Genomic DNA, 26,058 nt, shown 5'->3' with positions numbered 1-26,058 from the left:
CGCAGGCTTCGCCAGCTGCTACAGGTGCGTGTTACGGCTATTGCGTTTGGCCCTTGGGCTTACGTCCGACGCTCGGTTATGCTCGGGCCATCTTTTGTAACGCTATAAGCCGAGCCATGCCCCGTCTACTGCGCTACACCCTGCTAAGCCTTTTGACAGTCATCGGCTTTTTCGCACTGCTGATCTACAACCTGACGTGGCGCCCCGACGCCAAGGAAGTATTGCCGGTCAGTTGCAATGCCCATGCACCGACGCTGGTGCCCGGCCAGGCCTTGAAAGTGATGACCTGGAACGTTCAGTACCTGGCGGGCAAGCGCTATGTGTTCTGGAACGATCTGGCCCAGGGCGATGACGAAAGCCCCACCCCTGAAGACATGGCCTTCAGCCTCGATGAAGTGGCGCGGGTGATTCGCGACGAAAACCCCGACGTTGTGTTGTTGCAGGAACTCGATGACGGCGCCAAGGCCAGCGATTACCAGAACCAGTTCAAGCTCCTGCAAGAACGGGTCGCCGACCTGTATCCGTGCAGCGTCCGTGCCTTCGACTGGAAGGCCGACTTCGTGCCTGACCCACACATCTCCGGCAGTGTCGGTCGGCAACTGGCAACGCTCAGCCGTTACCAGATCGAACACGCCGAACGCCTGCAATTGCCGGTCGAACCGGCCAATTTCATCAGCCGACAATTCAAACCGAAAAACGCCGTGTTGGTCACTTATCTGCCGCTGAACGACGGCGGGCAGATGGCACTGCTCAATACCCATCTGGACCGCGCCACCCAGCCCGACGAAACACTGCAAGCCCAAGTGACAGCCGTCGCCAAAGTCCTCGACAAGTTCGAAAGCCGTGGCACGCCGTGGCTGATTGGTGGCGACTTCAACCTGCTGCCGCTGGGGCAATTTCGCCGACTGCCCGACGAGCAACGCACCCCCTACTCCGCCGACAGCGCGCTACATGTGCTGTGGGACAAGTACCCGATGATTCCGACCAACAACGAAGCCAGCGGCGTCGATCGGGCACAGTGGCTGACGCATTACCCGAATGATCCAGGCTTGAGCGGCCCGGACCGGACGGTCGACTACCTGTTCTACAGCCCGCGCATCAAACGGGTCGAAGCAACGGTGAGGCAGGACGATACGTTGCGCATCTCCGATCACTTGCCGGTGATTGCGCGGTTTCTGCTGCCCGCCAACTGACAATGCAAAACCTGTAGGAGCCGGGCTTGCCCGCGATAGCGGTGTGTCAGGTTAAATACATGCCAACTGACAGAATGCAATCGCGGGCAAGCCCGCTCCCACAGGGATCGCGCAGGTTCAATGAACCTCCTCCAAATCGTCATGCAGCAGCCCGAAGATCTTGCGCTTCATGTCGATGAACGAGCGCTCCATGACCATGTCCAGTGTCCGTGGGCGTTCGATCGGCACGTCGAGAATCTGCTTGATCCGCCCAGGCCTGGCGCCCATCACGTAGACCCGGTCGCCGAGCAGAACCGCCTCGTCGATATCGTGGGTCACGAACAACACGGTCTTCTTGCTGTTACCCCAAACCCGCAGCAACAGCTGCTGCATTTGCAGGCGGGTCTGGCTGTCGAGCGCGCCGAACGGTTCATCCATCAGCAGGATCTGCGGATCATTGGCCAGCGCCCGGGCAATCGCCACACGCTGCATCATGCCGCCGGACAACTGCTTGGCGTAGTTGTCGGCAAACCCGGTGAGGCCGACTTCGTTGACATAGTAGTCGACGATTTCTTTGCGCTGCGCCGCCGCCATGCCGCGACGCTTGAGCCCGAATTCGACGTTCTGGCGCACCGTCAGCCACGGGAACAGCGTATAGCTCTGGAACACCATGCCGCGATCCGCGCCCGGCCCCTGCACTTGCTGGCCACCGACGTAGATCTCGCCCTCCGTGGGCTCGTTGAGGCCGGCGGTGAGGTACAGCAGACTCGACTTGCCGCAGCCCGAAGGCCCGACCAGCACGGCGAATTGTTGATCCGGAACCTCGAACGACACCTGCTCCAGTGCGGTGAACATGCCACCGTCAGGTTTCTGATAGCGCAGGCTGACCTTGTCCACTTGCAGCCTTGGGGCGGCCTGTACCGGCGCGGCCGAGGGTGTGACGAAGCGAGGGTTGACGGCGCTTACTGAGCCCATGCGGCGATCCTCAGACGTAGGAAACGAAACAGTTGATCGGTGACCAGGCCCAACAGGCCGATGATCGCGATTGCCAGGAAAATCACATCCACTTGAAAGCCACGCATGGCTTTGAGGCTCAAGTAACCCAAGCCACTGGAAGCGGCGACCAGCTCGGCGACCACCAGGTAGGTCCAGGCCCAGCCCATGGTCACGCGCAAGGTGTCGAGCACACCCGGCAACGACGCCGGGGCGATCACATGCAGCACCGCATCGCGACGATTGGAACCGAGGGTATAGGACGCATTGATCAGGTCCTTGGAGATGCCCTTGGACACGTCCGCGATCATCACCAGTTGCTGGAAGAACACACCAAAGATGATCACCGAGACTCGTTGCTCCAGGCCGATACCAATCCACAAAATGAACAGCGGCACGAACGAGGTCACCGGCAGGTAGCGGATGAAATTGACCATCGGTTCAAGGAAGGCCTGAACGATGCGGAAGCTGCCCATCAACAACCCCAGCGGCACCGCCACCAGCGACGAGACAACAAAACCGACCACCACCACTTCGAGGCTGGCCCACACATGCAAACCGAGTGTGCCGTCGCGACTCAGGCGCACGGCGGCCTCAACCACCGCGCCCGGCGTCGGCAGGAACATCCCCGGCACCACGCCACCGTAAGACAACCCGGCCCACAGACCGATCAATAGAACCCAGGCCAGACCGCTCGCGCTCCAGATGACCTGCACCGGCAGGCCAGTCTTGGGCGTGATGCAGCGGCTCAGCCATGAATTGCGCTTGAACATGCAAACCTCCTACAGCGGGCTGACGAAACGGTTGTCGATCAGGTCGTCATTGCTGACGTTGTAGGGCTTGCCCTGCAATTCACTGGCGGTTTCGTTGGCCAGTTTGATCAGCGGTGCGCTGTCACCTGGTTTGCCCGGCGAGCCGAGGAGTTTTTCGCTCATGGCCTGATCGTAGAAGCGCACGCCTTGCGCGGCAGCGGCCAACTCCTTCGGATCGGCGAGGTAACCGCCGACGCCTTTGGCCATGATTTTGTAGGCTTCTTCTGGGTGTTCCTGGGTGTATTTCACCGCTTTGTACAACCCGGCGACCAAGGCTTTTACGTCTTCTGGCTGCTTCTCGATGACCGAGCAGTTCAGCGCAACCACGTCGACAATCACGCCCGGCGTGCTGCTGCTGTCGATCAGCACCTTGCCTTGTTGCTTGCTGCGAACCATCGACAGGTGCGGTTCCCACGTCACGGCGGCGGGTACGCGACCGGCGATGAACGCGGTAGCGGCATCGTCGGCCGTCATGTTCTGCACGGTGATGTCGCTCATTTTCATGCCGTGTTTTTTCAGCAGATACGACAACCAGAACTGCGAGGTCGACCCTTCGTTCACCGCCACCGCCTTGCCTTTGAGCTCCTGCAAACTCTTGACGTCCTTGCCTACCAGCACGCCGTCGCCACCATGGCTGTCATCCAGTGCGGCGACCGCTTTGAAGCAGAATTGCGGACGGTATTTCAGCACTTCGTCGATGGTCGACGCCGAGCCCGACAATTCGCCCGAGGCTTGGGCGGCCATGTACATCGACGCTTCTTCGACGACGGGCAATTCAACGGTCAAACCGTTTTCCTTGAAGTAGCCCAGGTCCTGGGCGAGGTAGAGGGTGCCGTAACCGACCCACGTGGTATGGCCGATGGACAGGGTGCCGGCCTGGGCACTGGTCGCGACCGTGGCGGCAATGGCGGTGACCGCCAGGGGATGAGCGAAACGGGTAAGCAAGGACTTGATCATGGAGCACTCCCAAAGCTGTTGATTTAGTTTTGATGGGCAGTACGGCCAGGAGCCTGATTGAAGCGGCTACCGGTGGTCTCTGATGGACCTCTTGGTGAGCAGCGTTCGGCTGACTGGCGAAGTCGATGTTGGCCCAAGGCCGGGAATAGGAAAATCAGGAAATATGTCGTTGGGAGTGATGAAAAAACTGGGTAGTGCGCACGGTCAAAGGGCATTGCGGGCGGGGATGCCCAAGGAGGGTGCAAGACTGAAAAAGTGTAGCGATTGGACAATAGCTATCGCGGGCAAGCCCGCTCCCACAGGTCCTGTGCCGTACCAAATTTTCGCAACCGACGCACATTTCTGTGGGAGCGGGCTTGCCCGCGATAAGGTCCGCAGGACCTTCCAGCAATATCAGAGCCGGCCGTATTCCTGAGCCGTGCGATCCACCGCTTTCAGGGTTTTACCCACCAACTCATCAACCTCTTCCCGAGTGGCAATCAACGCTGGAGCCATGATCATCCGCCCCAGCGTCGAGCGAATAATCACGCCCTCTTCAAAGCCGATCGTGCGGCAACGCCAGGCGATGTCATTCTCGTTGGCAAAGCGCTTGCGACTGGTTTTGTCCTCGGCCAATTGCAGCGCCGCCACCATGCCGACACCCTGGATATCCCCCACCAACGGGTGGCTGCCGAACACCTCGCGCAAGCACTGTTGCAGGTACGGGCCGATGTCATCCTTGACCCGCGTCACCACGCCCTCATCACGCAACGCCTTGAGGTTGGCTATCGCCACCGCCGCCGCCACCGGGTGCCCGGAATAGGTCAGGCCGTGGGCGAATACCCCGCCCTGCTCCACCAGCACCTGGGCCATTTTCTTCGACAGGATCAGCCCGCCCATGGGGATGTAACCCGAAGTCAGGCCCTTGGCGATGGACAAGGTGTCCGGCTCGAAACCGAAGTGTTCATGGGCGAACCATTCGCCGGTGCGACCAAAGCCGCCGATCACTTCGTCGGCGCACAACAGCACGTCGTACTTGCGGCAGATGCGCTGGATTTCCGGCCAGTAGCTCTCTGGCGGAAAGATCATCCCGCCCGCGCCCTGGAACGGTTCGGCGATGAAACCTGCGACCTTGTCGGCGCCCAGTTCGAGAATCTTCGCTTCCAGTTGCTGCGCGGCCCGCAGGCCAAATTCAGCCGGCGTCAGGTTACCTTCGTGGGCGAAAAAGTACGGTTCATCGATGTGTTCGATGTCGGGAAGCATGCCGCCCATTTCGTGCATGAACTTCATGCCACCGAGCGCCGTCGCGGCCAGGGTCGAACCGTGGTAACCGTTCCAGCGCCCGATCATGACTTTCTTCTCGGGCTTGCCGAGGATCGTCCAGTAACGGCGCACGGTGCGAATCAACACCTCGTTGGCCTCGGAGCCGGAGTTGGTGTAGATCGCGTGGCTGTAGTGCCCCGGCAGCAGACTGAACAGCAGCTCCGACAGCTCGATGACCTGTGGGTGGGTGGTGTGGAAAAACATGTTGTAGTACGGCAGCTGCTCAAGCTGCTGAGTCGCCGCCGCCGCCAGATCCTTGCGCCCGTAACCGAGGTTGGTGCACCACAACCCGGACATGCCGTCCAGATAACGCCGACCGTCGTTGTCCCACAGGTGCAGGCGCTCGCCACGCACCATCACCCGGGGTCCTTCGTCATTGAGTGCCTTTTGATCGACGAATGCGTGGATGTGGTGCGCAGCGTCGGCGGCCTGGTAGTCGCGGGTTTCACGTGGTGATGTCATCGCCAGTTCTCCGTTTTGTTATTAGCGGCTGTTATGAGCGCAGCTGAAACCAGGTGGTTTTCAACTGGGTGTATTTATCGAATGAGTGCAGCGACAAATCACGGCCGAAGCCCGACTGTTTGCCGCCACCGAAAGGCACGGTCACGTCCAGCGCATCGACGCTGTTGACCGACACGGTGCCCGCTCGCAATTGCCGCGCCACACGGTGGGCGCGATTGAGGTCATCGGTCCACAGCGAAGCCGCCAGACCGTAGACGCTGTCGTTGGCCAGTTGCAAGGCGTGTGCCTCGTCATCGAACGCCGTGACGGCCAGCACCGGGCCGAACACCTCGTCGCGAAACAGCGGCATGTCCGGGCTCACACCCGTAAAAATCGTCGGTTGGATGAAGTTGTCAGAGCCGTTGAAGATCGACTGCCGGCCACCGCACACCTTGGTCGCGCCCTGACGTTCGGCTTGCTGGATGAACTTCATGATGCGCGCGGTCTGGCGGCTGTCGACAATCGCCCCGGCGCCGCTCGCCGGGTCCAGCGGATCACCCGGCAGCCAGCGTTCGGCCTGCGCCATGAGGCGCTCGACAAATTCGTCATGAATCGAACGCTCCACCAGCAATCGCGAGTTGGCCGAGCAGACTTCGCCCTGATTGAAGAAGATCCCGAACGCGGCTTTCTCGGCGGCCAGGTCCAGGTCCTGACAATCGGCGAACACCAGGTTCGCGCTCTTGCCGCCGCACTCCAGCCACACCTGTTTCAGGTTCGATTGCGCGGAATACTGCATGAAGTATTTGCCGACTTCGGTGGAACCGGTGAACACCAGGCAATCCACGTCCGGGTGCAAACCAAGGGCTTTGCCGGTCTGCTCGCCGAGGCCGGGCAGCACGTTCAACACGCCTGCCGGCAAGCCTGCTTCGAGCGCCAGTTCGGCCAGGCGCAACGCAGAGAACGGTGATTGCTCGGCGGGTTTGAGAATCACCGAATTGCCAGCGGCCAAGGCCGGCGCGAGTTTCCACGCGGCCATGTCCAGCGGGAAATTCCACGGCACCACGGCAGCGACCACGCCCAGTGCTTCACGGGTAATGGTTGCCAGGACGTTCTGCGCACTGGGTGCGATCTGGTCGTAAAGTTTGTCGAGGCTTTCCGCGTACCAACGAAACACCCCGGCGGCGCCCGGCACGTCGATGTTGTAGGCGTCCATCACCGGTTTGCCCATGTTCAGCGAGTCCAGCAGTGCCAGTTCTTCGCGATGGGTCATGATCAGGTCAGCCAGGCGCAGCAGCACTTGCTTGCGCTCAATGGGCGAACGCGCCGACCACGTGCCGGCGTCGAACACCTGTCGTGCATTGCTGACCGCAGCGTTGACCTCTTCGTCGCCGCACGCGGTGACGTTGGCCAGGCATTGGCCAGTGGCGGGGTTGATCGCGGCGAACGTCTGGCCGGACTGTGCCGCACGAAGTTTGCCGTCGATCAAGGCCCGGTCGGGAAACTGCAGCGCAGCGGCTTTGTGTTGCCAGTATGCAAGCTCGAACACGTTCAGATGCTCCAGGGGCTTTTCTTGTGATTGGATGGTGGCCCAGCCCCGTGTCCACGAAAAATAGTAAAAATGTTTTCGCAGACCATGAAAAAACTGGGCAGCCAACCTCCCCCGTGGCGCGGTATGTGGTTATTGTTCAGGCACAACAACACCGTCGTCAGAACGGACGCAGTCGGCGCGAAATTTGCCTGGATGCCTGGATCATCCACCCCGAGGTTTGCCGTGGCTGCCTACAACTTGCGTCAACTGAAATACTTCATCACCACCGTCGAATGCGGCAGCGTCGCCGAGGCCTCGCGCAAGCTGTACATCGCCCAGCCGGCGATCTCCACGGCCATCAAAGGCCTGGAAGACAGCTTCGGCGTGCAATTGCTGATCCGTCATCACGCCCAGGGCGTGTCCTTGACCCCGAGCGGTGCGCGCTTCTACCGCAAGGCTCAGGAGCTGCTGCGCATGGCCAAGGAGTTCGAACAGAACGCCCTGGCCGACAACGACGTGGTGGCCGGGCAAATCGATATCGGCTGCTTCGAAACGGTCGCGCCGCTGTACTTGCCGCAACTGATCGCCGGGTTCTCGGCGCTGTATCCGGGGGTGAAAATCCGCATCCGCGACGGTGAGCAGCAAGAGCTGGTACAAGGCCTGACGTCGGGCACGTTCGACCTGGCGATCCTGTACGAGCACGACCTCGACGCCACCATCCAGACCGAACCGCTGATGCCGGCGCAGCGACCTTATGCGCTGCTGCCGGCGGATCATCGCTTTGCCCAGCTCAAGCAAGTGTCGCTGCGCGATCTGTGCCTGGAGCCGATGATTCTGCTGGATGTGCAACCGAGCCGGACCTACTTCGTCAGCCTCTTCGAAGAATTGAACCTGTCGCCGAACATTGCCTTCAGCTCACCGTCAATCGAGATGGTCCGGGGCATGGTCGGCCAAGGGTTCGGCTTTTCGATCCTGGTCACGCGGCCGCATTCGGAGTGCACCTACGACGGCCAGAAAGTGGTGTGCGTGGACATCGTCGAAGACGTCACCGGCTCAGGGCTGGTGGCAGCGTGGCTCAAGCGCGGGCAACTGACCAAACCGGCGCAGTTGTTTGCCGATTATTGCCGGGAGCAATTGACCGCCAAGGCCCAGACCAAACCTTGATCGTTATTTGATCGTTCCTACGCTCCGCGTGGGAATGGATCCCGTGACGCTCCGCGTCACAAAGGCGGACGCAGAGCGTCCATGGCGGCGTTCCCACGCAGAGCGTGGGAACGATCAGAGTAAACGTTACTTACGGGGTTTGATCCGCGCCGTCGCTTCGGCCACCAGCGGATCGTCCGGCCAATAGTGCTTCGGATACCGCCCCTTCAAATCCTTCTTCACCTCGGCATAGGTGCTGCGCCAGAAGTTCGCCAAATCCTGCGTCACCTGCACCGGGCGCCGCGCAGGCGACAGCAGGTGCAGCTTGACCACTTGCCGGCCACCGGCAATGCGCGGTGTCTCGGCCAGGCCAAACAGTTCCTGCAAACGCACCGCCAGAATCGGTGGCTGTTCGCTGTAATCCAGACGAATCGAAGAACCCGACGGTACGCTCAGATGATGCGGCGCCTGCTCATCCAGCCGTTGCGGCAGCGGCCACGGCAGCAGGTTGTGGACGATGCTCGACAAGTCCAGATTGGCGAAATGACTCAGTCGCGAGACTTTGCCCAGATACGGCATCAGCCACTGTTCAAGATTTGTCAGCAGGGCGACGTCGCTGACATCCGGCCACTCACTGTCGCCCTTGCCGGCAAGGTCCAACTGGCGCAACAACGCGACCCGCGCCTGCCACTGACGCAGCTCCGGCGTCCATGGCAACAGCTCCAGACCTTTGCGCCGCACCAGGTTCACCAAAGCCTGGCTGCGAGCGGTTTCATCAAGGCCGGTCAACGGTTCGCGGCTGAGGATCAACTCACCCACCCTGCGCTGACGCTCGGCGCGCAACACGCCTTCGCGCTCGTCCCAATCCAGTTGATCGACGTTGCGCACTTGCTCGGCGAGCACCGTGTCGAACAGTGCCGGATCGAAATCCGCCGCCAGATAAATTCGCTCTTCACGCTGGCCCTGACGACTGCCGAGATCGGCGACCACCAGCCACGGTTGCTTCATCAAACTGTCCGCTTCGGCGAACAGCGCCGCACGGCCGTTGGCCAGGCGATATTCCGCGCCACCGGCCCGTCGTTGCTGGGCCACGCGGTCGGGATAGGCCAACGCCAACAAGGCGCCTAGCCAGCGTGGATGATCAGGATCGCTGACCGGCTCCGACGCTTTGCCGCGCAAATAACCGCGATATTGCCGCGCCAGTTGCCGGGCGCGTTGAACGCCACCCTGAGCACCGCGCGCGGCGCGTTCTTCGCCGGACAACAGCACCAAGCGGCTGTGCAGATCCGCCCCGGCGCCGCGCAAGATATCGCGCTCGCCGAGCAATGCCGCGACATCGCAGGCCATGTCGGCCAAACCGAGCGCCTGCCCGCGCAACAGCAAATGCGCGATGCGCGGATGCGCCGGCAGTTCAGCCATGGCCTGACCGTGACGGGTCAATGTGTCGCCATCCAGCGCGCCCAGACGATCCAGCAAATCCTGCGCCTGTGCATAAGCAGCGGCCGGCGGTACATCCAGCCAAACCAACTGACCCGGTGTCACGCCCCAGCGTCCCAGTTGCAACGCCAGGCCCGCGAGATCGGCCGAGAGAATTTCCGCACTGGCATACGCCGCCAGTTGTTCGTGTTGATCCTGCGACCACAGGCGATAACACACGCCCGGCTCCAACCGCCCGGCCCGGCCCGCGCGTTGAGTGGCACTGGCTTTGGAAATGCGCTGGGTGTCGAGGCGAGTCATGCCGCTGCCGGGGTCGAAACGCGGCACTCGCGCCAACCCGGCATCAATGACCACGCGCACGCCATCGATCGTCAGGCTGGTCTCGGCGATGTTGGTCGCCAGCACCACTTTGCGTTTGCCTGCGGGTGCCGGGTCGATCGCGGCTCGCTGCGCGGCCAGGTCCAGTTCGCCGTGCAACGGGCAAAGCAGCACCGGCGTGTTGTCGCCCAGCGCATCGGCCAATTGTTGATGGACTCGACGGATTTCCGCTTGCCCCGGCAGGAACACCAGAAGGCTGCCGGTTTCATCGTTCAAGGCCTCGAGGACGGTTTGCACCAGGCGCGGCTCGATGAACTCACCGGACTGAAACGGCCGGCCCCAACACATCGTCACCGGGTACATGCGCCCTTCACTGCGCAGGATCGGCGCGTCGTCCAGCAACCCGGCCAGGCGTTCACCTTCCAGGGTTGCGGACATCAAGAGGATTTTCAGCGGTTGATCGTCGCGAAACAGCTCCCGGCCATTCAGGCTCAGGGCCAACGCCAGGTCAGCGTCGAGGCTGCGTTCGTGGAATTCGTCGAAGATCAGCAAACCCACGCCTTCCAGCGCCGGGTCATCTTGCAGGCGTCGCGTGAGGATGCCTTCGGTGACCACTTCGATGCGGGTGTTGGGCCCGACTTTGCTGTCCAGCCGAATCCGATAGCCGACGGTTTCACCGACCTTCTCGCCCAACTCACTGGCCAAGCGCTCTGCCGCCGCCCGCGCCGCCAAACGACGCGGTTCAAGCATCAGGATGGTCTGCCCGGCCAGCCAGGGCTCATTGAGCAAGGCCAAGGGCACGCGCGTGGTTTTACCGGCACCGGGCGGTGCTTCGAGCACGGCTTCGTGGCGTGTCGCCAAGGCTTCACGTAGGGCGGGTAAAACTTCATCAATCGGCAAAGAATTCATGCTGGCTCCCAAACAGAGCGGCGAGTATAACGACGAACTGCTCGACGTTTGTCGCGGTCCTAATTCATAACAACGACGCTTCGTTTTCCAGATGACTCAGGAGTTTTTCCATGCGTGTTCCCTTTCGCTTGATTGGCGGTGTATTGGTCGCGACCCTGCTGACCCAGGTTACGGCGTGCGGCTCGATTTTCTATCCCGATCGCCGTGGGCAAATTGACGGCAAGATCGACCCGGCTGTCGCGGCGCTGGATGCTGTGGGCCTGCTGTTCTACATCATCCCCGGCCTGATCGCCTTTGCCGTGGACTTCGCCACCGGGGCGATCTATTTCGAACCAGGCAAGACCGCACAGGTTGCTCCGGAAAAACTCAAGGAAGCGATCGGCGCCGACGGCAAGGTCGATAATCACAAGTTGCAGACTATTCTCGAAACAGAATTGGGCCGCAGCTTTCCGCTGGACGACCCACGCCTGATTCAACACAAGGGCAGCGCCCAGCAACTGGCCATGTTCGGCCTGCAACCCGCCGCGTAATCGGTTCACCCAAAGGAAAATGCCGCCCCTATGAATTCCAGCTCCGAACATGCCCGCCTGCTGCGGCTGGCGACCCGTGCCTCGGTGGCGGTGGCCTGTACGCTGATCGTCGCCAAAGGCATCGCCTGGTGGTTGAGCGGTTCGGTGAGCATGCTCGCCGGATTGACCGACTCGACGCTCGACGGCGTCACCTCGCTGCTCAACTTGCTGGCGGTGCATTACGCCTTGCGCCCGGCCGATGACGATCACCGTTACGGGCATGGCAAGGCAGAGTCGCTGGCGGGCATGGCTCAGGCGCTGTTCATTGGCGGCAGTGCGGTGCTGATTGCCCTGCAGGCCTTTGATCGGCTCCAGCATCCCGTACCGGTGGAAGCGCCGTGGATCAGCATCGGGGTGATCGTGTTTTCCCTGGTGCTGACGCTGGCATTGCTGATGCTTCAACACCGGGTGGTCAAGGCGACGGGCTCCAACGCGGTGCGTGCCGACTCGCTGCATTACCGTTCGGATCTGCTGCTCAACGGCAGCATTCTGGTGGCACTGGTGCTGGCCGGGTTTGGCTGGCATCAGCTGGATGCGTGGTTTGGCCTGGGCATTGCCATCTACATTCTGTGGAGCGCGATTCAGATCGCACGGGAAAGTTTTACGGTGTTGATGGATGAAGAACTGCCGCCCGAAGTCAGCCAGCACATGCTCGAACTGGCCTGCAGTGTGCCGGGGGTTTTAGGGGCGCATGACCTGCGCACGCGCATTTCCGGCAACCAGTGGTTCGTGCAATTGCACCTGGAGTTGCCGGGAAGTTTGACGCTGTCAGTCGCCCATGGCATCAGCGACCAGGCGGCCGATGCCATTCATGCCGCCTACCCGAAAGCCGAAGTGCTGGTGCACGCCGACCCGCAGGAAGTGGTGCTGGCCGCCAAGGCTCAGAACGTGACCTGATAACCGCGACTGCCGAGGCAATTGCCCTCGGCTTGTCGGTAGGCCTGGACCACCGCGGAGTCCGGTTGGTAGGTAGCGGTTCGCGGGTCGAAGCCACTCTGCTGCACCGCGTATTGGTAGCACTCGTAACCGTCTCGACTGATCTGCTCCGGCGACTGCCCGTTGGCCGGATACGCCTCCACGTCATAACTATTGCTGGCCGGTTGTTGCGCTTGCGGGCCTCCAACCGGAGGCTCGACCACCATGTAATCCTGAGTGCTCTCCTGATAGGCGTAATACGAGCCGGCCGCCAGAAACAGCATCGACCCGCCAATCAAGACTTGCTCGGCGTAGTCAGGCAAATAGCTGACACGAATCCCGCGCGGCGGTTGCACCACGACATAGTGCGGCCCCAGCGGGCGATACCAGTAACCGCCGGAATAGAAGTAATCCATGCCACGGTAAGGCACGCGGTATTCGCGGTCCGGAAAGCGATCAATTTCCTGACCCGGACGGTATCGCGGCCCTGGTCCCCAGCCATTGCCATGCCCCGGCGGACGACCGCCCTGCCAGTGATTGTCATTGGTCGGCGCACCGGTGTAGCCATTCCAGTGCTGGTTGTAATCGTTACGCCGAGGCACATCCTGATAGTAACCACGCTGCGGTGGCTGGGTCTGGCGCACGGAGTCGGGGCGGCTGTGGATCGGCGGGTCAATCGGCAGGTCATTCGCTGGCAATTGCGGCGGCGGTGGCGGCGAGCGAACCCGGCTGTTGAAGTCCGGCGCAGGATGGTTCTGATTTTCCCGCTGGCCGTTGTTTTGACCCTGACCGTTGTGCTCGAACTGGCGGCTGTTGTCGCCACGAATGATGTCGTTGTTCTGCGGGTGCGGCTGATTGTTACCGCCATGCCCCTGACCGTTGCCCTGATGACCGCCGCCCTCATGCTGCCCGCCATCGGGACCACGGTTTTGTTGATCATCGGCCAGCGATTGCGCAGTGACACCGACACACAACAAACCAACACCGGCCAAACGCCAGATGCGCGACTTCATGCTTTTCCTCACTACGGGTTAGGGCCTGTACGTAAGACTGGGAAAGTTCAGGCCGGTTCTGAAACAGGTTATCAGTCGCGAAACTTATTTATTGAGGGCCGTGCAGAAATCGCAGGCAAAAGAAAAGGGAGACCCGTCGGCCTCCCTTTGAGAACTTCGTCCGTGCTCGACGCTTATGACGTCGGCTCACCTCACCCCGTCTTCTGGACAGTGTGCAGCTCGGGGGCCGGCACATCCCCGGTGGGGGTGGCGGCCGCGGCTGGCCTGATTGGGCGAGCCGCTGTGGACTGTTTGTCCGAGCAGTGATTCTGGTGATAAGAATAGGCCTGAGGCGCCGGCAGAGGATTGCGAAGATTGCTCAAATAAACATCACTTGCGCAATTTTTAACCTTGGATAGATAATCTGCCGCAATAGTTACGACAAAGGCCTCATTGATGAGCAAACTCGACCGATACGACTTGAGCATTTTGGCGGAATTGCAGCGTGATGCGCGCATCTCCAACCAGGAGCTGGCCGAACGCATCGGCTTGTCCCCCTCGCCTTGCTCGCGCCGGGTCAAGCAACTGGAGGACGACGGCTACATCACCCGCCAGGTCGCCCTGCTGGACCGTAAAATGCTCGGTTTGAGCCTGACGGCTTACGTGCTGATCGGCATGGACCGGCACACCCCGGAACGCTTCGAGAACTTCGAAGCGGCGATTCGTACATTGCCGCAAGTGCTGGAATGCAGCCTGGTGACTGGGATGGACGCCGACTATCAGCTCAAGGTGGTGGTGCCGGATATGGATCACTATCAGAAGTTACTGCTGGGGCACCTGACCCGGATTGAAGGGGTCACCAGCGTTCGTTCGAGCTTTGTGCTGAACCAGGTACTCAACAGCACTGAATTGCCCCTGACTCATCTGCGTAACTGAAGACGCTATCGCGAGCAAGCTTTGCTCCTACAGATCTGGTGCGGATTCGTGGCAGATGCAAACCCGTAGGAGCATGGCTTGCCCGCGATGGGGCCGGCACAGGCGACGAATAGCTGCGACACACCGCCGCAGGTCAATACTGTACGCAGCCAGCGAGGCGTATACTCCCCGCGCCCTTTTAGCCCCGCCCGCGCTGGAGATGTTCGATGGATCCTGCAGTATTTGAAGAGTGGATGATGACTGGCCTTGTCAGCATTCTGATCATTTTCATGGGTTTCATCGTCTGGGATCTGGCGAAGAAGTCCAAGGCCGGGCGCTTTGGCTCGTTCATTCTGTTCTTTGTTCTGGGTCTGGGCGTGGCCGCGTTCGTGATCAAAAGCGTGGTGATCGGCCTGATTGAATCCGGCACGTTATAAACGCGCCGGCACTTCCTTCCACTGGCCCTGATCGAGCCCTTCGATCGTCCAGTCACCTATCCTGACCCGCACCAGACGCAATGTCGGCAAGCCGACCGCTGCCGTCATGCGCCGCACCTGACGATTGCGCCCTTCACGAATCACCAGCTCCAGCCAGCTTGTCGGCACACTCTTGCGAAAGCGCACCGGCGGGTTGCGTGGCCACAGCTCCGGTTCTTCCAGTTGCCGCGCCTCGGCCGGCAAAGTCATCCCGTCGTTAAGTTCGACGCCGTCACGCAAACGCTGCAACTGCTCGGCACTCGGCTCGCCTTCTACCTGCACCCAATACGTCTTGGCCAGTTTGTGTTTCGGATCGGCAATACGGGCTTGCAACTGACCGTCGTTGGTCAGCAGCAACAAGCCTTCGCTATCGCGGTCCAGGCGTCCTGCCGGGTAAATCCCCGGGATCTCGATGTAATCCTTGAGCGTCGCCCGCCCTTCGCCGTCGCTGAATTGCGTCAGCACATCAAACGGTTTGTTGAACAGGATCAGCTTCGGCTCGGCCGGCGGCGCTTTGGCGACACGGCGCGGGGCTGAGGACTGAGAGTTCGCGCCGGGACGGCGAGAGACTGGACGTTGTGGACGGGACATGAGGAAGGAAACATCTAACGGTCAGGGCTGCTAATGCTAGTGCCCTGACCGCTAAATAACCATGACTGTTAGCGGAACGGTGGCTCGTCGAAGCTGCGCAGCTTGCGCGAGTGCAGCGAATTGAGTTCCGTGCGCAACAGATCGACCGCTTCGATACCGATCTTCAAGTGCTGGCTGACCGCACGTTCATAGAAGGCGTTGGCCGAGCCCGGCAGCTTGATTTCGCTGTGCAGCGGCTTGTCCGAGACGCAGAGCAACGTGCCATACGGCACCCGCAAGCGATAACCCTGGGCAGCGATAGTGCCACTTTCCATGTCCACCGCCACGGCGCGGGACAGGTTGATCAACGGGCGCTCCTGAGCCCAGCGCAGCTCCCAGTTACGGTCGTCGTAAGTCAGTACGGTGCCGGTGCGCAAGCGTTTTTTCAGTTCATCGCCTTTCTCGCCAGTGATGTTGGCCGCCGCTTGTTGCAATGCCATCTGCACTTCAGCCAGCGCCGGAATCGGAATGTTCGGTGGCACGACCCGGTCCAGAATCCCGTCGCGGCGCATGTACGCGTGAGCCAGCACGTAGTCGCCAATGGTCTGCGACTGACGCAAGCCACCGCAGTGACCGATCATCAGCCAGCAATGCGGACGCAGCACCGCCAAGTGGTCGGTGATGTTCTTGGCGTTGGAGGGGCCGACGCCGATATTCACCAGCGTCACGCCATGGCCATCGCTGGCGATCAGGTGATAGGCCGGCATCTGGTAACGGTGCCACACCACACCGGCGGCAATCGCCGATGCTTCGCCGTGGTCCATGCTCTTTTCGATGATCACGTTGCCCGGCAAGATCATGCGCACAAAACGCGGGTCGCTGCGCAATTGCTCCAGGCCATGGACGATGAACTGATCAACGTAGCGGTGGTAGTTGGTCAGCAGGATCCAGGGCTGCACATGACGCCAGTCACTGCCGGTGTAATGCACCAGGCGGCGCAGGGAGAAGTCCACCCGCGCGGCGTCGAACAGCGCCAGCGGCAGCGGGTCGGTGTTTTCCCAATCATACAAGCCATCGGCAATGCCGTCGGTGGCAGCGGACAGGTCGGTACTCGGGAACACCCGCGCCAGCACGGCAGCGGTCACGCCGGAACCGGCCAGTTCATCGCCTTGCTCGACCACGTACGGGTATGGAATGTTTTGCTGGCTGATACCGACTTCCACGGTCACGGTGAAGTCGTGCATCAACGGCACCAGCTGTTCCAGCAGGTATTTGCGGAAGGCGGCCGGATGGGTGACGGTGACGCTGTATGTCCCGGGCAGTTGAACCTTGGCGTAAGCGCGCGTGGTCTGCGGGACTTCGCCCTGGCAGTGATAAGTCAGACGCAGTTCGGGATAACGGAACATCGCCCGCTGCTCGGCGTCCGGCTCGACACGATCCTTGAGGTATCGCTTGAGCGCCTGATTCAACGCGGTGGTTGCACGATTGTGCAAGAGCGCAAGCCGGTCCACGGCTTGCTCGGCGGTTTGAACGATAATAAAAGCTTCGGTCACGATCAGCATCCTGTGTTCTGACTTGCAGACCTTCATCTTGCCTGCATCGTCGCTTCACGGGAACAGTCGTGTTTGGGCAATACATCAATAGTCAGACACAGGCAGAACCTGTGGGAGCGGGCTTGCCCGCGATAGCGGTGTGTCAGACACCATTAATGTTGAATGTCAGACCGCATTCGCGGGCAAGCCCGCTCCCACAGGGTTTTGCAACGGTCAAAAACCCTGCGGGGTCGACCGGGCGACGATTGCTTCCACATCCAGCCCACGTGGCAACGCGCCATACACCCGACCGGCCGAACCGAGCCGGCTGACGATAAACGCATCACTGACCGCCGCATTGCCCGCCTCCAGCAACAGCTTGGCCTGAAGCCCCAAGGCAATGTCTTCGGTGAGCTGGCGGGCGCGGTATTGAATGTCGCTGGTGTCTTTGAACTGCGCCTGCAATTGCTGGATGTGCGCGGCCAGGCGTTTATCGCCATGACCGTCGCCCAGTTCACTGAACAGCACATCAAGCACACCCGGTTCTTTGGACAAGGCTCGCAGCACATCCAGGCACTGCACGTTGCCGGAACCTTCCCACGTCGAATTGACCGGCGCCTCTCGGTACAGACGCGGCAGGATGCTTTCTTCGACATAGCCGGCGCCGCCCATGCATTCGGCCGCTTCGTTGATCATGGCGGGCGCGCGTTTGCAGATCCAGTACTTGCCCACCGCGGTAACCAGCCGGGCGAATTTGGCTTCTTGGCTATCGTCCAGATGGTCCAGTGCCTTGCCCATGCGCAGGCTCAAGGCCAGGGCGGCTTCACTTTCCAGCGCCAGATCGGCCAGCACGTTTTGCATCAAGGGTTGTTCACTGAGCACCTTGCCACCGACTGTACGGTGGGCGCAGTGGTGACTGGCCTGGGTCAGGGCCTGGCGCATCAGTGCGCTGGAACCGACCATGCAATCGAAGCGGGTCATGGCCACCATTTCAATGATGGTCGGAACACCCCGCCCTTCTTCGCCGACCATCCAGGCCAGCGCCCCGCGAAATTCCACTTCGCTGGAGGCGTTGGAGCAGTTGCCCAATTTGTTCTTCAAGCGCTGGATGTAGAACTGATTGCGCGTATCGTCCGGCCGGTGGCGCGGCAGCAGGAAACAGGTCAGGCCCTTGTCCGTTTGCGCCAGGGTCAGGAAGGCATCGCACATCGGTGCCGAGCAAAACCACTTGTGCCCCACCAACTCGTAAGCCTGCCCCGGACCACTGGCGCCCACCGGATAGGCCTTGGTGGTGTTGGCGCGCACATCGGTGCCACCCTGCTTCTCGGTCATGGCCATGCCGATGGTCACACCGGCCTTGTGCGCCATGCCAACGTTGCGCGGGTCATATTCGGTGGCGAGGATTTTCGGCAGCCATTGATCGGCCAGATCCGGTTGCAGGCGCATCGCCGGAACGCTGGCGAAGGTCATGGTCAAAGGGCAGCCACTGCCGGCTTCGGCCTGGCTGTGCAGATAACTCATGGACGCACGGGCCACATGCGCCCCTGCCTGCGGATGCGCCCAGGGCAACGAGGTCAGCCCGTGTTCGACGGCGGTGCGCATCAATTGGTGGTAGGCCGGGTGGAACTCCACCAGGTCGATGCGATGACCATAACGGTCATGACTGACGAACACCGGTTTGTTCTGATTGGCCAGGAACCCGGCGTCCATCAGTGGCCCGCCCGCCAGTGCGCCATAGGCGTCGATCCGCGACTCGGCCCAACCGGCCCCGAACCGCCGCGACCATTCCTGCAGCGGCAGGTCGATGCGGTAGAGGTTGGTGCCGTCCAGCGACGGTGGCTGGTTGGTGACTTCGTGGGTTTCGGCGAACTGATGCAGGTTCATGACGGGGGCTCCTTTGGGTCAGCCAAGGGGTTCAGTTAAGCACTGCCCCGAGGCTGAACAAAGTGGCATATCCGCCTAACTGTCGGCGCTTTCGCCCTGCCTTGGACACAGCACCCGACGATAGAGCGCGGCCTGCAAGTCCTCGAATTTCACCGGTTTGTTCAGGTAGTCGATCATGTCACCGGTCGGGCAGCGCTCACGATCAACACTCAGCGCCACCACGAACACCGGCAAATGAGCACAGCCCGGCAAGGCACGGATCTGGCAGCACAGGGAGATACCGTCCAGCGGTGGCAACTGACAATCGACCAGCACCGCATCAAAGGTTTCAAGCTGCAACTGGTCGAGGGCGGCCAGACCGTTGTCGGCCGAACGCACCCGGAACCCGAGCTTGAGCAACATGCCGCGCATCACCAGCTGATTGACGCTGTTGTCATCCACCAGCAACACGTTGCAATCCTTTGGCAAGCGCAACCCCGGGACCTCGCGATTCATCGACGGTACGGCCGGGCGTTCCACGACAGGCACTTCTACGTCGACATCCAACTGGAAACGACTGCCACTGCCGGGTTCGGAGCGGTGAGTCAGGCGCCCTCCGAGCAACTCGACCAGTTGCCGACAAATCGCCAACCCCACGCCCAACCCCCCATATTCGCGGGTCATCGAACCGTCGAGCTGGAAGAAACGCTGGTACATGGTCGCCTCCCCCAGGTCGGTAAAACCGATGCCCGTGTCGATCACCGCAAACGACAACGACAGGCGTCCGTTTTCCACCGGCTTACCCGTCACCCGTAGCGCCAGCCCGCCGACCCGGGTGAACTTGATGGCGTTGTCCAGCAGGCATTCCAGGCATTGCGCCAGCTTTGCGCTGTCGCCGTGCAGGCGATCCGGCAGTCCCGGCGTGACGTCGACTTTGAAATCCAGCGACTTGCTCGATGCGTTGCCCTCGAACTGCGCCCGCAAGCCATCGACCACACCCCGCAGGCTGAACGCCGCCGGAGTGGCCTTGAGTTTGCCGGCCTGCAATTCGGTCAGCGTCAGGATGCCGTTGACCATGCGCATCATGTCCCGCGCCGAACCGGCAGCGGTTTGCTGGTATTGCTCCAGCTCAGGGTCCATCTCGACGGTCTGCATCAGCTCCAGCGAACCGATCACGCCGTTCATGGGGGTGCGCAATTCGTGGGTCAGGGTGGCGAGGAATTCATCCTTGAGCTTGTTACTGTGAGCCAATTGCTGGTTCAACACTTCGAGCTTTTGCCCCGCATCAAACAGCGTTTGTGCTTGCTGCTCGCGCATGGCGTTGATGCGATCGGCCAGGGCCAGCGACAGCAGTGCAACTTCAATCGCCGAGCCGATCTGGCTTGAATACATGGTCAGGAACACGTTGGGGAGATAACCCAGCACCATCATCGTGTTGACGATGCCACCGAGCAAAAACGCCGACCAGGCAATGATGAAATACCGCGCCACACGCAGGCCGCGCAACCAGGCACACAGCCCGGCGGCAAAAATCACCACGGTGAAGGACAAGGCCAGGGCGGTGGCCAGGCGCAAGGCCAGGGCATAACTGGCCATCAACGACAACCCGATCACCGTCGCGCTGAATGCAATCAAGGCCAGCAACAAGCGATCGAGCCAGCGACCATAGGACCCGGTCTGCAAGAAGCTTCGAGCAAACTGACTGCCGAACAGTCCGGCGCAGCCGATGAAGAACGGTGTTGCCGCGTTGGCCCACCAAGGATTGTCCGGCCAGAAATACTCCACGGCCGCGCCATTGACCGACAGTTGGTACAGACCGAACGAGGCGATGTAGAAGATGTAATAGAGATAGCTGGTGTCACGTACGCTCAGGTAGATGAACAGGTTGTAAACCAGCATCCCCAACAACACGCCGTAGATCAGCCCCAGCACGTAAAGCCGCACGGGCTGTTGTTCGAGAAAAGCGGTGCTCGACCACAAGGTTACGGGTGCCTGGATGGAGCCTTCGCTTTGCAGGCGCAGGTACACCGTTTGTGCCTGGTCAGGTGTGAAGTTCAAATCGAACAGGTAGTTGTTCTGGCGGATCTCACGCGTGGCAAACGGCAAGGCATCGCCCGTCTGCCGGGACAGGCGATAGTCACCGCCGGCATCGGGCAAGTACAGATCAAGGTGATCGAGCGGCGGATAGGCCAGTTCAAGAAGCCAGGTGCGTTGTACTGACGGGTTGGTCGGACGGTAATGCAGGTCGATTTTCAGCCAGAACACCGAGCGCGAGTACCCGGCGTTAAGGGTGGCTTTATCGTGGGGTTTGAAGTTTCCAGCTGCAGCTTGCGCACGAACATCGGCGATGGTCGCCTGACCGCCCGCGTCTTCGTACACCTGCATGACTCGGCCCAGGGGAAGGCTCTGGGTAGATTCATCGAACTCGATGGCGCTCGCCATGAGGGGCAAGCAAAGCAGCAACATCAGCAAATAGCGCATTTAAGCCCCAGCGTGGCCTGTCCGGTTATCTCAGGAAGCCCCTCATTCCCTTTGAGTAGACGTAAAACCGGCATTACCTGTTATTGGTTTGGATCCACTCTAGCATAGCCGTTGATGGCCATTGAACACCATTGAATTTTTTTCGCAGAGGCTCTAGCACGGGCGTTCCAGCGACAAATTTTGCGCAAAACCAGCTTGATTGGTCAGGCTGTATCAATGCATCGGCCGTTTTACACATTCCTGTAGCAGCTGGCGAAGCCTGCGTCCGGCTGCNCCCTCATTCCCTTTGAGTAGACGTAAAACCGGCATTACCTGTTATTGGTTTGGATCCACTCTAGCATAGCCGTTGATGGCCATTGAACACCATTGAATTTTTTTCGCAGAGGCTCTAGCACGGGCGTTCCAGCGACAAATTTTGCGCAAAACCAGCTTGATTGGTCAGGCTGTATCAATGCATCGGCCGTTTTACACATTCCTGTAGCAGCTGGCGAAGCCTGCGTCCGGCTGCGCAGCAGTCGTTAAACCTGAATTCGCGGTCTGTCTGATTGACCGCGTTGTCTGGGTTTACGACTGCTGCGCAGCCGGACGCAGGCTGCGCCAGCTGCTACAAGTCCGTCTCATGACTCGCTGGTCGACTGGTGGTAAGCTCGCGCACCATGAATATCTACAGCTCTCGCCCCGTTGTCCTCTGTCTCTCCGGCCACGATCCAAGTGGTGGCGCCGGCTTGCAGGCAGATATCGAAGCCTTGCTCGCGCAGGGTTGCCATGCGGCCCCGGCCGTCACCGCCCTGACCGTGCAAGACACGGTCAACGTCACTGACTTCCGCGTCCTCGNGCTGCTACAAGTCCGTCTCATGACTCGCTGGTCGACTGGTGGTAAGCTCGCGCACCATGAATATCTACAGCTCTCGCCCCGTTGTCCTCTGTCTCTCCGGCCACGATCCAAGTGGTGGCGCCGGCTTGCAGGCAGATATCGAAGCCTTGCTCGCGCAGGGTTGCCATGCGGCCCCGGCCGTCACCGCCCTGACCGTGCAAGACACGGTCAACGTCACTGACTTCCGCGTCCTCGACCGTGAGTGGGTGTTGGCCCAGGCCAATGCCGTGCTCAACGACTCCGAAGTCGCCGCCGTCAAACTGGGCATGCTCGGTTCCCTGGAGATGGTCGACACTGTGGTCGAACTGCTTCAGGCGCACCCGCACCTGCCGGTCGTCTGCGACCCGGTGCTGCGCGCCGGCGGCGGCGGGCGACTGGGCAAGGACGAAGTTGGCTACGCCATGCGCGAACGCCTGCTGCCCTTGTCGATCATCGCCACCCCGAACCTTCCCGAAGCGCGCATCCTCGCCGAACTGCCCGAAGGCAGCGCCGACGAATGCGCAGAAAAACTGCTGCCGTTTGTCAAACACCTGCTGATCACGGGCGGTCATGGCGACGAACACGAAATCCACAATCGCCTCTACAGCCGCGACGGCCACCGCGAAACCTTCACCTGCCAGCGCTTGCCCGGCAGTTATCACGGTTCCGGTTGCACGCTGGCCAGCGCGTTGGCCGGTCGTCTGGCCCTGGGTGAAAACCTCGCCAGCGCCGTGCAGACCGCGCTTAACTACACATGGCGAACCCTGCGTGATGCGGAGCAACTGGGCAAAGGCCAGTTCGTGCCGCGCCGCCTGCCTCTGGATTTCTGTTCGTAACTTTTGATGCGTAAAGCGCCGAGGCTTGTCCGATGAAACTACGTGGCCTGTACGCCATTACCGATAGCCAGTTGCTGGCCGGTAAATTTCTTTCGTACGTGGAGGCGGCGCTGGAAGGCGGCGTCACCTTGCTGCAGTACCGCGACAAAAGCAGTGACGAGGCCCGCCGATTGCGTGAAGCCGAAGCACTGCGCGATCTGTGCGATCGCTACAAGACCCAGTTGATCATCAACGACGACGCCGAACTCGCTGCCCGCCTGAACGTGGGTGTGCATCTGGGACAGACCGATGGTCCGCTGTCTCCGACCCGCGCCTTGCTCGGCTCCAAGGCAATCATCGGTTCGACCTGCCATGCGCAACTCGAACTGGCCGAACAAGCCGCCAAAGAAGGTGCGAGCTACGTCGCCTTCGGCCGCTTCTTCAATTCGAACACCAAACCCGGCGCACCCACTTGCAGCCTTGACTTGCTCGACCAGGCTCGCCGCACATTGCACCTGCCAATCTGCGCGATTGGCGGCATCACCCTGGAAAACGCCGCCCCGTTGGTGGCCCACGGGGTTGATCTGCTGGCGGTAGTCCACGGCCTGTTCGGCGCCGAGAGTGCGGCTGAAGTGACACGCCGTGCCCGCGCCTTTAATGAATTATTTAATATCTGATTTGAGAGCCCGACCATGTCTCGTTCCGAAACCCTGTTTGCCAATGCCCAGAAACACATTCCCGGTGGCGTGAACTCGCCGGTGCGCGCCTTCAAAAGCGTTGGCGGCACGCCGTTGTTCTTCAAACACGCTGAAGGCGCCTACGTTACCGACGAAGACGACAAGCGCTATGTGGATTACGTCGGCTCCTGGGGGCCGATGATTCTCGGCCATAGCCATCCGGACGTGCTGGACGCGGTGCGCAAACAACTGGCACACGGTTTGTCCTATGGCGCCCCGACCGCGATGGAAACCGAGATGGCAGACCTGGTCTGCTCGATCGTGCCGTCGATGGAAATGGTGCGTATGGTCAGCTCCGGCACCGAAGCGACCATGAGCGCGATCCGTCTGGCCCGTGGCTTCACCGGCCGCGACAGCATCATCAAGTTTGAAGGCTGCTACCACGGTCACTCCGACAGCCTGCTGGTCAAGGCCGGCTCTGGCGCGCTGACCCAAGGCGTACCGAGCTCGGCCGGCGTGCCGGCAGCCTTTGCCAAACACACCTTGACCCTGCCGTTCAACGACATCAACGCGGTAGAAACCATGCTCGCCGAAGTCGGCCAGGACGTGGCGTGCATCATCGTTGAGCCAGTGGCCGGTAACATGAACTGCGTACCGCCAGCACCAGGCTTCCTCGAAGGCCTGCGGACACTGTGCGACAAGCACGGCGTAGTGCTGATTTTCGACGAAGTGATGACTGGTTTCCGCGTTGCCCTCGGCGGAGCCCAGGCTTACTACGGCGTAACGCCGGACCTGAGCACCTTCGGCAAAATCATCGGTGGCGGCATGCCCGTTGGCTGCTTCGGCGGCAAACGCGAAATCATGCAGCACATTGCGCCGCTGGGCCCGGTGTACCAGGCCGGCACGTTGTCGGGCAACCCGCTGGCCATGGCCGCCGGCCTGACCACTTTGCGTTTGATCAGCCGTCCGGGTTTCCACGCCGAACTGACCGACTACACCACGCGTCTGCTCGACGGCCTGCAACAACGCGCCGATGCCGCGGGCATTCCGTTCGTGACCACGCAAGCCGGTGGCATGTTCGGCCTGTATTTCAGTGGCGCCGACGATATCGTAACGTTCGATGACGTGATGGCGAGCGATGCCGCCCTGTTCGGCCGCTTCTTCCACTTGATGCTCGAAGGCGGGGTTTACCTGGCGCCGAGCGCGTTCGAAGCCGGCTTCACCTCGATCGCTCATGGCGAAACCGAGTTGAAACTGACACTGGACGCTGCCGAGCGTGCATTCGCCGCATTGAAATAACGTTTTGCTGCTGACGTTGGCGACTGCCGACGTCAGCTTTCACCTACATCCGCACTGTTATTCCGACGCTTGCGCTAATAATCCCCCGCAAATTGGGCGATATATTCCCCACGCAGCAGAAAAACGAGTAAAGACTTTGTAAGGTTGGCCCTGCTTATTTCATAATGCGCGCTTATTGGATCCCCTCGATGGGTCCGCGCGCCCTTCAGAGGTAAGTCGATTCTCATGAACCGCACCGGCCGCGCCCTTGCAATGGGCTGCCTGTTGCTCCTTCAGCCCCTGCTCGCGCTCGCACAAGCAGGCGGCAACTCGTTGTTAATCCCAGCGATGGGTCGCTGCACCCTCAATACTCAGCCGCAAGACCTGACGCAAGCGCTCGCCGCCTGCCAAAAAGCGTCGGATGAAGGGGATGCGCAAGCGCAATACGAGTTGGGTGAGTTCTACTACGAAGGCAAAAACGCGCCACGCGACCTCAATAAAGCCCTCAGCTATTTCGAAAAAGCCTCGCTGCAAGGCCATGCCCAGGCGCAATTCAAACTCGGCACCATGTTCTTCCATGGCGAAGGTGTGCCGGCCAATAACGTCCAGGCTTACATTCTGCTGAAAATGGCGGCGGTCAACGGCGCTGAAGAGGCGCTGGACACCGCCGACGAAGTCACTGAGAAAATGCCGCGCGAAGAGCTGGAAGTCGCCACCCAGGTACTGGGGCAAATTTTCCGTAAATACCTGATGGAATTGCAGAGCGCCGATGGGCGTACGCCGTTTTCGCCACTTCCCTGATTTCTGCACCAACCTTTCTACCCCCATCGCGGGCAAGCCCGCTCCCACAGGTCACCGAAAATCCTGTGGGAGCGGGCTTGAACTGGTCAAGTAATCTCGGACACCGATTACGGTGTTTATGCCGCTTTTTGCTCCATGGCTATTGGCGACAGGTAGTCGTTATAGCTATGGAGTCTGGTGCGGTTGTAGTACATGAAGAAGCGCACGATATCGGTTTTGGCTTCCTCGATCAGGCTGTAACCGCCACGAGGCACCCACTCTGACTTGAGCGTGCCGAAAAAGCGTTCTGTCGGCGCATTATCCCAGCAC

General features: G+C 60.7%; 22 protein-coding genes and 1 pseudogene. 11 read left to right on the top strand and 12 right to left on the bottom strand.

Going from position 1 to position 26,058, the window contains the following annotated elements:
* Positions 1-116 precede the first annotated feature (116 nt).
* Positions 117-1,193: an endonuclease/exonuclease/phosphatase family protein gene (locus BMS17_RS15850; RefSeq protein ID WP_077431221.1), complete on the top strand. Its 1,077-nt coding sequence runs from the start codon at positions 117-119 to the stop codon at positions 1,191-1,193.
* Positions 1,194-1,310: 117 nt separating this feature from the next.
* Here BMS17_RS15850 and BMS17_RS15845 read toward each other — a convergent pair whose 3' ends face one another.
* The 5 genes from BMS17_RS15845 to BMS17_RS15820 all read right to left on the bottom strand — a co-directional run bounded on the left by BMS17_RS15845 (position 1,311) and on the right by BMS17_RS15820 (position 7,223).
* On the bottom strand, positions 1,311-2,147 hold the full coding sequence (locus BMS17_RS15845) for an ABC transporter ATP-binding protein (protein ID WP_077431220.1): 837 nt from the start codon (positions 2,145-2,147) through the stop codon (positions 1,311-1,313).
* Positions 2,135-2,938: an ABC transporter permease gene (locus BMS17_RS15840; RefSeq protein WP_046028679.1), complete on the bottom strand. Its 804-nt coding sequence runs from the start codon at positions 2,936-2,938 to the stop codon at positions 2,135-2,137. The genes BMS17_RS15845 and BMS17_RS15840 overlap by 13 nt, the downstream gene beginning before the upstream one ends.
* A 9-nt stretch (positions 2,939-2,947) precedes the next feature.
* A complete protein-coding gene (locus BMS17_RS15835) occupies positions 2,948-3,934 on the bottom strand; it encodes an ABC transporter substrate-binding protein (protein WP_077431219.1) in 987 nt (328 codons plus the stop codon).
* Positions 3,935-4,327: 393 nt separating this feature from the next.
* Positions 4,328-5,698: an aspartate aminotransferase family protein gene (locus tag BMS17_RS15825; protein WP_046028685.1), complete on the bottom strand. Its 1,371-nt coding sequence runs from the start codon at positions 5,696-5,698 to the stop codon at positions 4,328-4,330.
* 31 nt (positions 5,699-5,729) lie between these two features.
* On the bottom strand, positions 5,730-7,223 hold the full coding sequence (locus tag BMS17_RS15820) for an aldehyde dehydrogenase (protein ID WP_046028686.1): 1,494 nt from the start codon (positions 7,221-7,223) through the stop codon (positions 5,730-5,732).
* A gap of 225 nt (positions 7,224-7,448) precedes the next feature.
* Here BMS17_RS15820 and BMS17_RS15815 point away from each other — a divergent pair, with 225 nt between their 5' ends.
* A complete protein-coding gene (locus BMS17_RS15815) occupies positions 7,449-8,369 on the top strand; it encodes a LysR substrate-binding domain-containing protein (protein ID WP_046028870.1) in 921 nt (306 codons plus the stop codon).
* A gap of 126 nt (positions 8,370-8,495) precedes the next feature.
* On the opposite strand, the gene hrpB is transcribed toward BMS17_RS15815, so the two are convergent.
* Positions 8,496-11,012 (bottom strand): ATP-dependent helicase HrpB, encoded by a 2,517-nt coding sequence (gene hrpB / locus BMS17_RS15805; protein WP_077431216.1) that lies wholly within the window; start codon positions 11,010-11,012, stop codon positions 8,496-8,498.
* Positions 11,013-11,122: 110 nt separating this feature from the next.
* On the opposite strand from hrpB, the gene BMS17_RS15800 reads away from it, so the two are divergent.
* Together BMS17_RS15800 and BMS17_RS15795 are read left to right on the top strand one after the other, a co-directional pair.
* Positions 11,123-11,542 carry a hypothetical protein gene (locus BMS17_RS15800; RefSeq protein ID WP_046028688.1) on the top strand — a complete coding sequence of 140 codons (420 nt, stop codon included), beginning with the start codon at positions 11,123-11,125 and terminating at the stop codon, positions 11,540-11,542.
* A gap of 30 nt (positions 11,543-11,572) precedes the next feature.
* Positions 11,573-12,478, top strand: a complete 906-nt coding sequence (locus BMS17_RS15795; RefSeq protein WP_077431215.1) for a cation diffusion facilitator family transporter — start codon at positions 11,573-11,575, stop codon at positions 12,476-12,478.
* Here BMS17_RS15795 and BMS17_RS15790 read toward each other — a convergent pair.
* Positions 12,463-13,509 carry a DUF6515 family protein gene (locus tag BMS17_RS15790; protein WP_046028694.1) on the bottom strand — a complete coding sequence of 349 codons (1,047 nt, stop codon included), beginning with the start codon at positions 13,507-13,509 and terminating at the stop codon, positions 12,463-12,465. The two genes, BMS17_RS15795 and BMS17_RS15790, sit on opposite strands and share 16 nt — an antisense overlap.
* A 435-nt stretch (positions 13,510-13,944) precedes the next feature.
* On the opposite strand from BMS17_RS15790, the gene BMS17_RS15785 reads away from it, so the two are divergent.
* Both BMS17_RS15785 and BMS17_RS15780 read left to right on the top strand, forming a co-directional pair.
* A complete protein-coding gene (locus tag BMS17_RS15785; RefSeq protein WP_030129517.1) occupies positions 13,945-14,424 on the top strand; it encodes an Lrp/AsnC family transcriptional regulator in 480 nt (159 codons plus the stop codon).
* A gap of 206 nt (positions 14,425-14,630) precedes the next feature.
* Positions 14,631-14,840, top strand: coding sequence for a DUF2788 domain-containing protein (locus tag BMS17_RS15780; protein WP_007937369.1), 210 nt, complete (start codon positions 14,631-14,633; stop codon positions 14,838-14,840).
* On the opposite strand, the gene BMS17_RS15775 is transcribed toward BMS17_RS15780, so the two are convergent.
* From BMS17_RS15775 to BMS17_RS15760, 4 genes are all read right to left on the bottom strand, one after another.
* Positions 14,835-15,470, bottom strand: coding sequence for a pseudouridine synthase (locus BMS17_RS15775; RefSeq protein ID WP_077431214.1), 636 nt, complete (start codon positions 15,468-15,470; stop codon positions 14,835-14,837). The two genes, BMS17_RS15780 and BMS17_RS15775, sit on opposite strands and share 6 nt — an antisense overlap.
* A gap of 68 nt (positions 15,471-15,538) precedes the next feature.
* Positions 15,539-17,038 (bottom strand): AMP nucleosidase, encoded by a 1,500-nt coding sequence (gene amn / locus BMS17_RS15770; RefSeq protein WP_175648968.1) that lies wholly within the window; start codon positions 17,036-17,038, stop codon positions 15,539-15,541.
* Between the two features lie 177 nt (positions 17,039-17,215).
* Entirely contained in the window at positions 17,216-18,865 is a 1,650-nt protein-coding gene (locus BMS17_RS15765) for an acyl-CoA dehydrogenase family protein (protein WP_077431213.1), read from the bottom strand.
* Between the two features lie 75 nt (positions 18,866-18,940).
* Complete coding sequence (locus tag BMS17_RS15760) at positions 18,941-21,325, bottom strand: hybrid sensor histidine kinase/response regulator (protein WP_077431212.1); 2,385 nt, start codon at positions 21,323-21,325, stop codon at positions 18,941-18,943.
* A 656-nt stretch (positions 21,326-21,981) separates the two neighbouring features.
* On the opposite strand from BMS17_RS15760, the pseudogene BMS17_RS29885 reads away from it, so the two are divergent.
* From BMS17_RS29885 to BMS17_RS15735, 5 genes and pseudogenes are all read left to right on the top strand, one after another.
* Positions 21,982-22,146 (top strand): annotated as a pseudogene (locus BMS17_RS29885) (bifunctional hydroxymethylpyrimidine kinase/phosphomethylpyrimidine kinase); the annotation flags it as partial.
* A gap of 70 nt (positions 22,147-22,216) precedes the next feature.
* Positions 22,217-23,014: a hydroxymethylpyrimidine/phosphomethylpyrimidine kinase gene (locus tag BMS17_RS15750; RefSeq protein WP_046028703.1), complete on the top strand. Its 798-nt coding sequence runs from the start codon at positions 22,217-22,219 to the stop codon at positions 23,012-23,014.
* A 32-nt stretch (positions 23,015-23,046) separates the two neighbouring features.
* Entirely contained in the window at positions 23,047-23,670 is a 624-nt protein-coding gene (thiE, locus tag BMS17_RS15745; protein ID WP_046028705.1) for a thiamine phosphate synthase, read from the top strand.
* A gap of 15 nt (positions 23,671-23,685) precedes the next feature.
* Positions 23,686-24,969, top strand: a complete 1,284-nt coding sequence (gene hemL, locus BMS17_RS15740) for a glutamate-1-semialdehyde 2,1-aminomutase (protein WP_046028706.1) — start codon at positions 23,686-23,688, stop codon at positions 24,967-24,969.
* 225 nt (positions 24,970-25,194) lie between these two features.
* Positions 25,195-25,749 carry a tetratricopeptide repeat protein gene (locus BMS17_RS15735; protein ID WP_077431210.1) on the top strand — a complete coding sequence of 185 codons (555 nt, stop codon included), beginning with the start codon at positions 25,195-25,197 and terminating at the stop codon, positions 25,747-25,749.
* A 116-nt stretch (positions 25,750-25,865) separates the two neighbouring features.
* Here BMS17_RS15735 and BMS17_RS15730 read toward each other — a convergent pair.
* Positions 25,866-26,058, bottom strand: a 193-nt coding sequence (locus tag BMS17_RS15730; RefSeq protein ID WP_139348132.1) for an integrase core domain-containing protein, incomplete at its 5' end; no start/stop codon positions are given.

Source organism: Pseudomonas sp. C9, from assembly GCF_002000165.1.
GTDB lineage: Bacteria > Pseudomonadota > Gammaproteobacteria > Pseudomonadales > Pseudomonadaceae > Aquipseudomonas.
This window is presented reverse-complemented; position numbering and strand designations above follow the sequence as displayed.

Excerpts from the sequence above, each read along its gene's own strand:
- BMS17_RS15850 (WP_077431221.1), top strand. The coding sequence starts at position 117 with ATGCCCCGTCTACTGCGCTACACCCTGCTAAGCCTTTTGACAGTCATC.
- BMS17_RS15845 (WP_077431220.1), bottom strand. The coding sequence starts at position 2,147 with ATGGGCTCAGTAAGCGCCGTCAACCCTCGCTTCGTCACACCCTCGGCC.
- BMS17_RS15840 (WP_046028679.1), bottom strand. The coding sequence starts at position 2,938 with ATGTTCAAGCGCAATTCATGGCTGAGCCGCTGCATCACGCCCAAGACT.
- BMS17_RS15835 (WP_077431219.1), bottom strand. The coding sequence starts at position 3,934 with ATGATCAAGTCCTTGCTTACCCGTTTCGCTCATCCCCTGGCGGTCACC.
- BMS17_RS15825 (WP_046028685.1), bottom strand. The coding sequence starts at position 5,698 with ATGACATCACCACGTGAAACCCGCGACTACCAGGCCGCCGACGCTGCG.
- hrpB (WP_077431216.1), bottom strand. The coding sequence starts at position 11,012 with ATGAATTCTTTGCCGATTGATGAAGTTTTACCCGCCCTACGTGAAGCC.
- BMS17_RS15800 (WP_046028688.1), top strand. The coding sequence starts at position 11,123 with ATGCGTGTTCCCTTTCGCTTGATTGGCGGTGTATTGGTCGCGACCCTG.
- BMS17_RS15795 (WP_077431215.1), top strand. The coding sequence starts at position 11,573 with ATGAATTCCAGCTCCGAACATGCCCGCCTGCTGCGGCTGGCGACCCGT.
- BMS17_RS15790 (WP_046028694.1), bottom strand. The coding sequence starts at position 13,509 with ATGAAGTCGCGCATCTGGCGTTTGGCCGGTGTTGGTTTGTTGTGTGTC.
- BMS17_RS15785 (WP_030129517.1), top strand. The coding sequence starts at position 13,945 with ATGAGCAAACTCGACCGATACGACTTGAGCATTTTGGCGGAATTGCAG.
- BMS17_RS15780 (WP_007937369.1), top strand. The coding sequence starts at position 14,631 with ATGGATCCTGCAGTATTTGAAGAGTGGATGATGACTGGCCTTGTCAGC.
- BMS17_RS15775 (WP_077431214.1), bottom strand. The coding sequence starts at position 15,470 with ATGTCCCGTCCACAACGTCCAGTCTCTCGCCGTCCCGGCGCGAACTCT.
- amn (WP_175648968.1), bottom strand. The coding sequence starts at position 17,038 with ATGAAGGTCTGCAAGTCAGAACACAGGATGCTGATCGTGACCGAAGCT.
- BMS17_RS15765 (WP_077431213.1), bottom strand. The coding sequence starts at position 18,865 with ATGAACCTGCATCAGTTCGCCGAAACCCACGAAGTCACCAACCAGCCA.
- BMS17_RS15760 (WP_077431212.1), bottom strand. The coding sequence starts at position 21,325 with ATGCGCTATTTGCTGATGTTGCTGCTTTGCTTGCCCCTCATGGCGAGC.
- BMS17_RS15750 (WP_046028703.1), top strand. The coding sequence starts at position 22,217 with ATGAATATCTACAGCTCTCGCCCCGTTGTCCTCTGTCTCTCCGGCCAC.
- thiE (WP_046028705.1), top strand. The coding sequence starts at position 23,047 with ATGAAACTACGTGGCCTGTACGCCATTACCGATAGCCAGTTGCTGGCC.
- hemL (WP_046028706.1), top strand. The coding sequence starts at position 23,686 with ATGTCTCGTTCCGAAACCCTGTTTGCCAATGCCCAGAAACACATTCCC.
- BMS17_RS15735 (WP_077431210.1), top strand. The coding sequence starts at position 25,195 with ATGAACCGCACCGGCCGCGCCCTTGCAATGGGCTGCCTGTTGCTCCTT.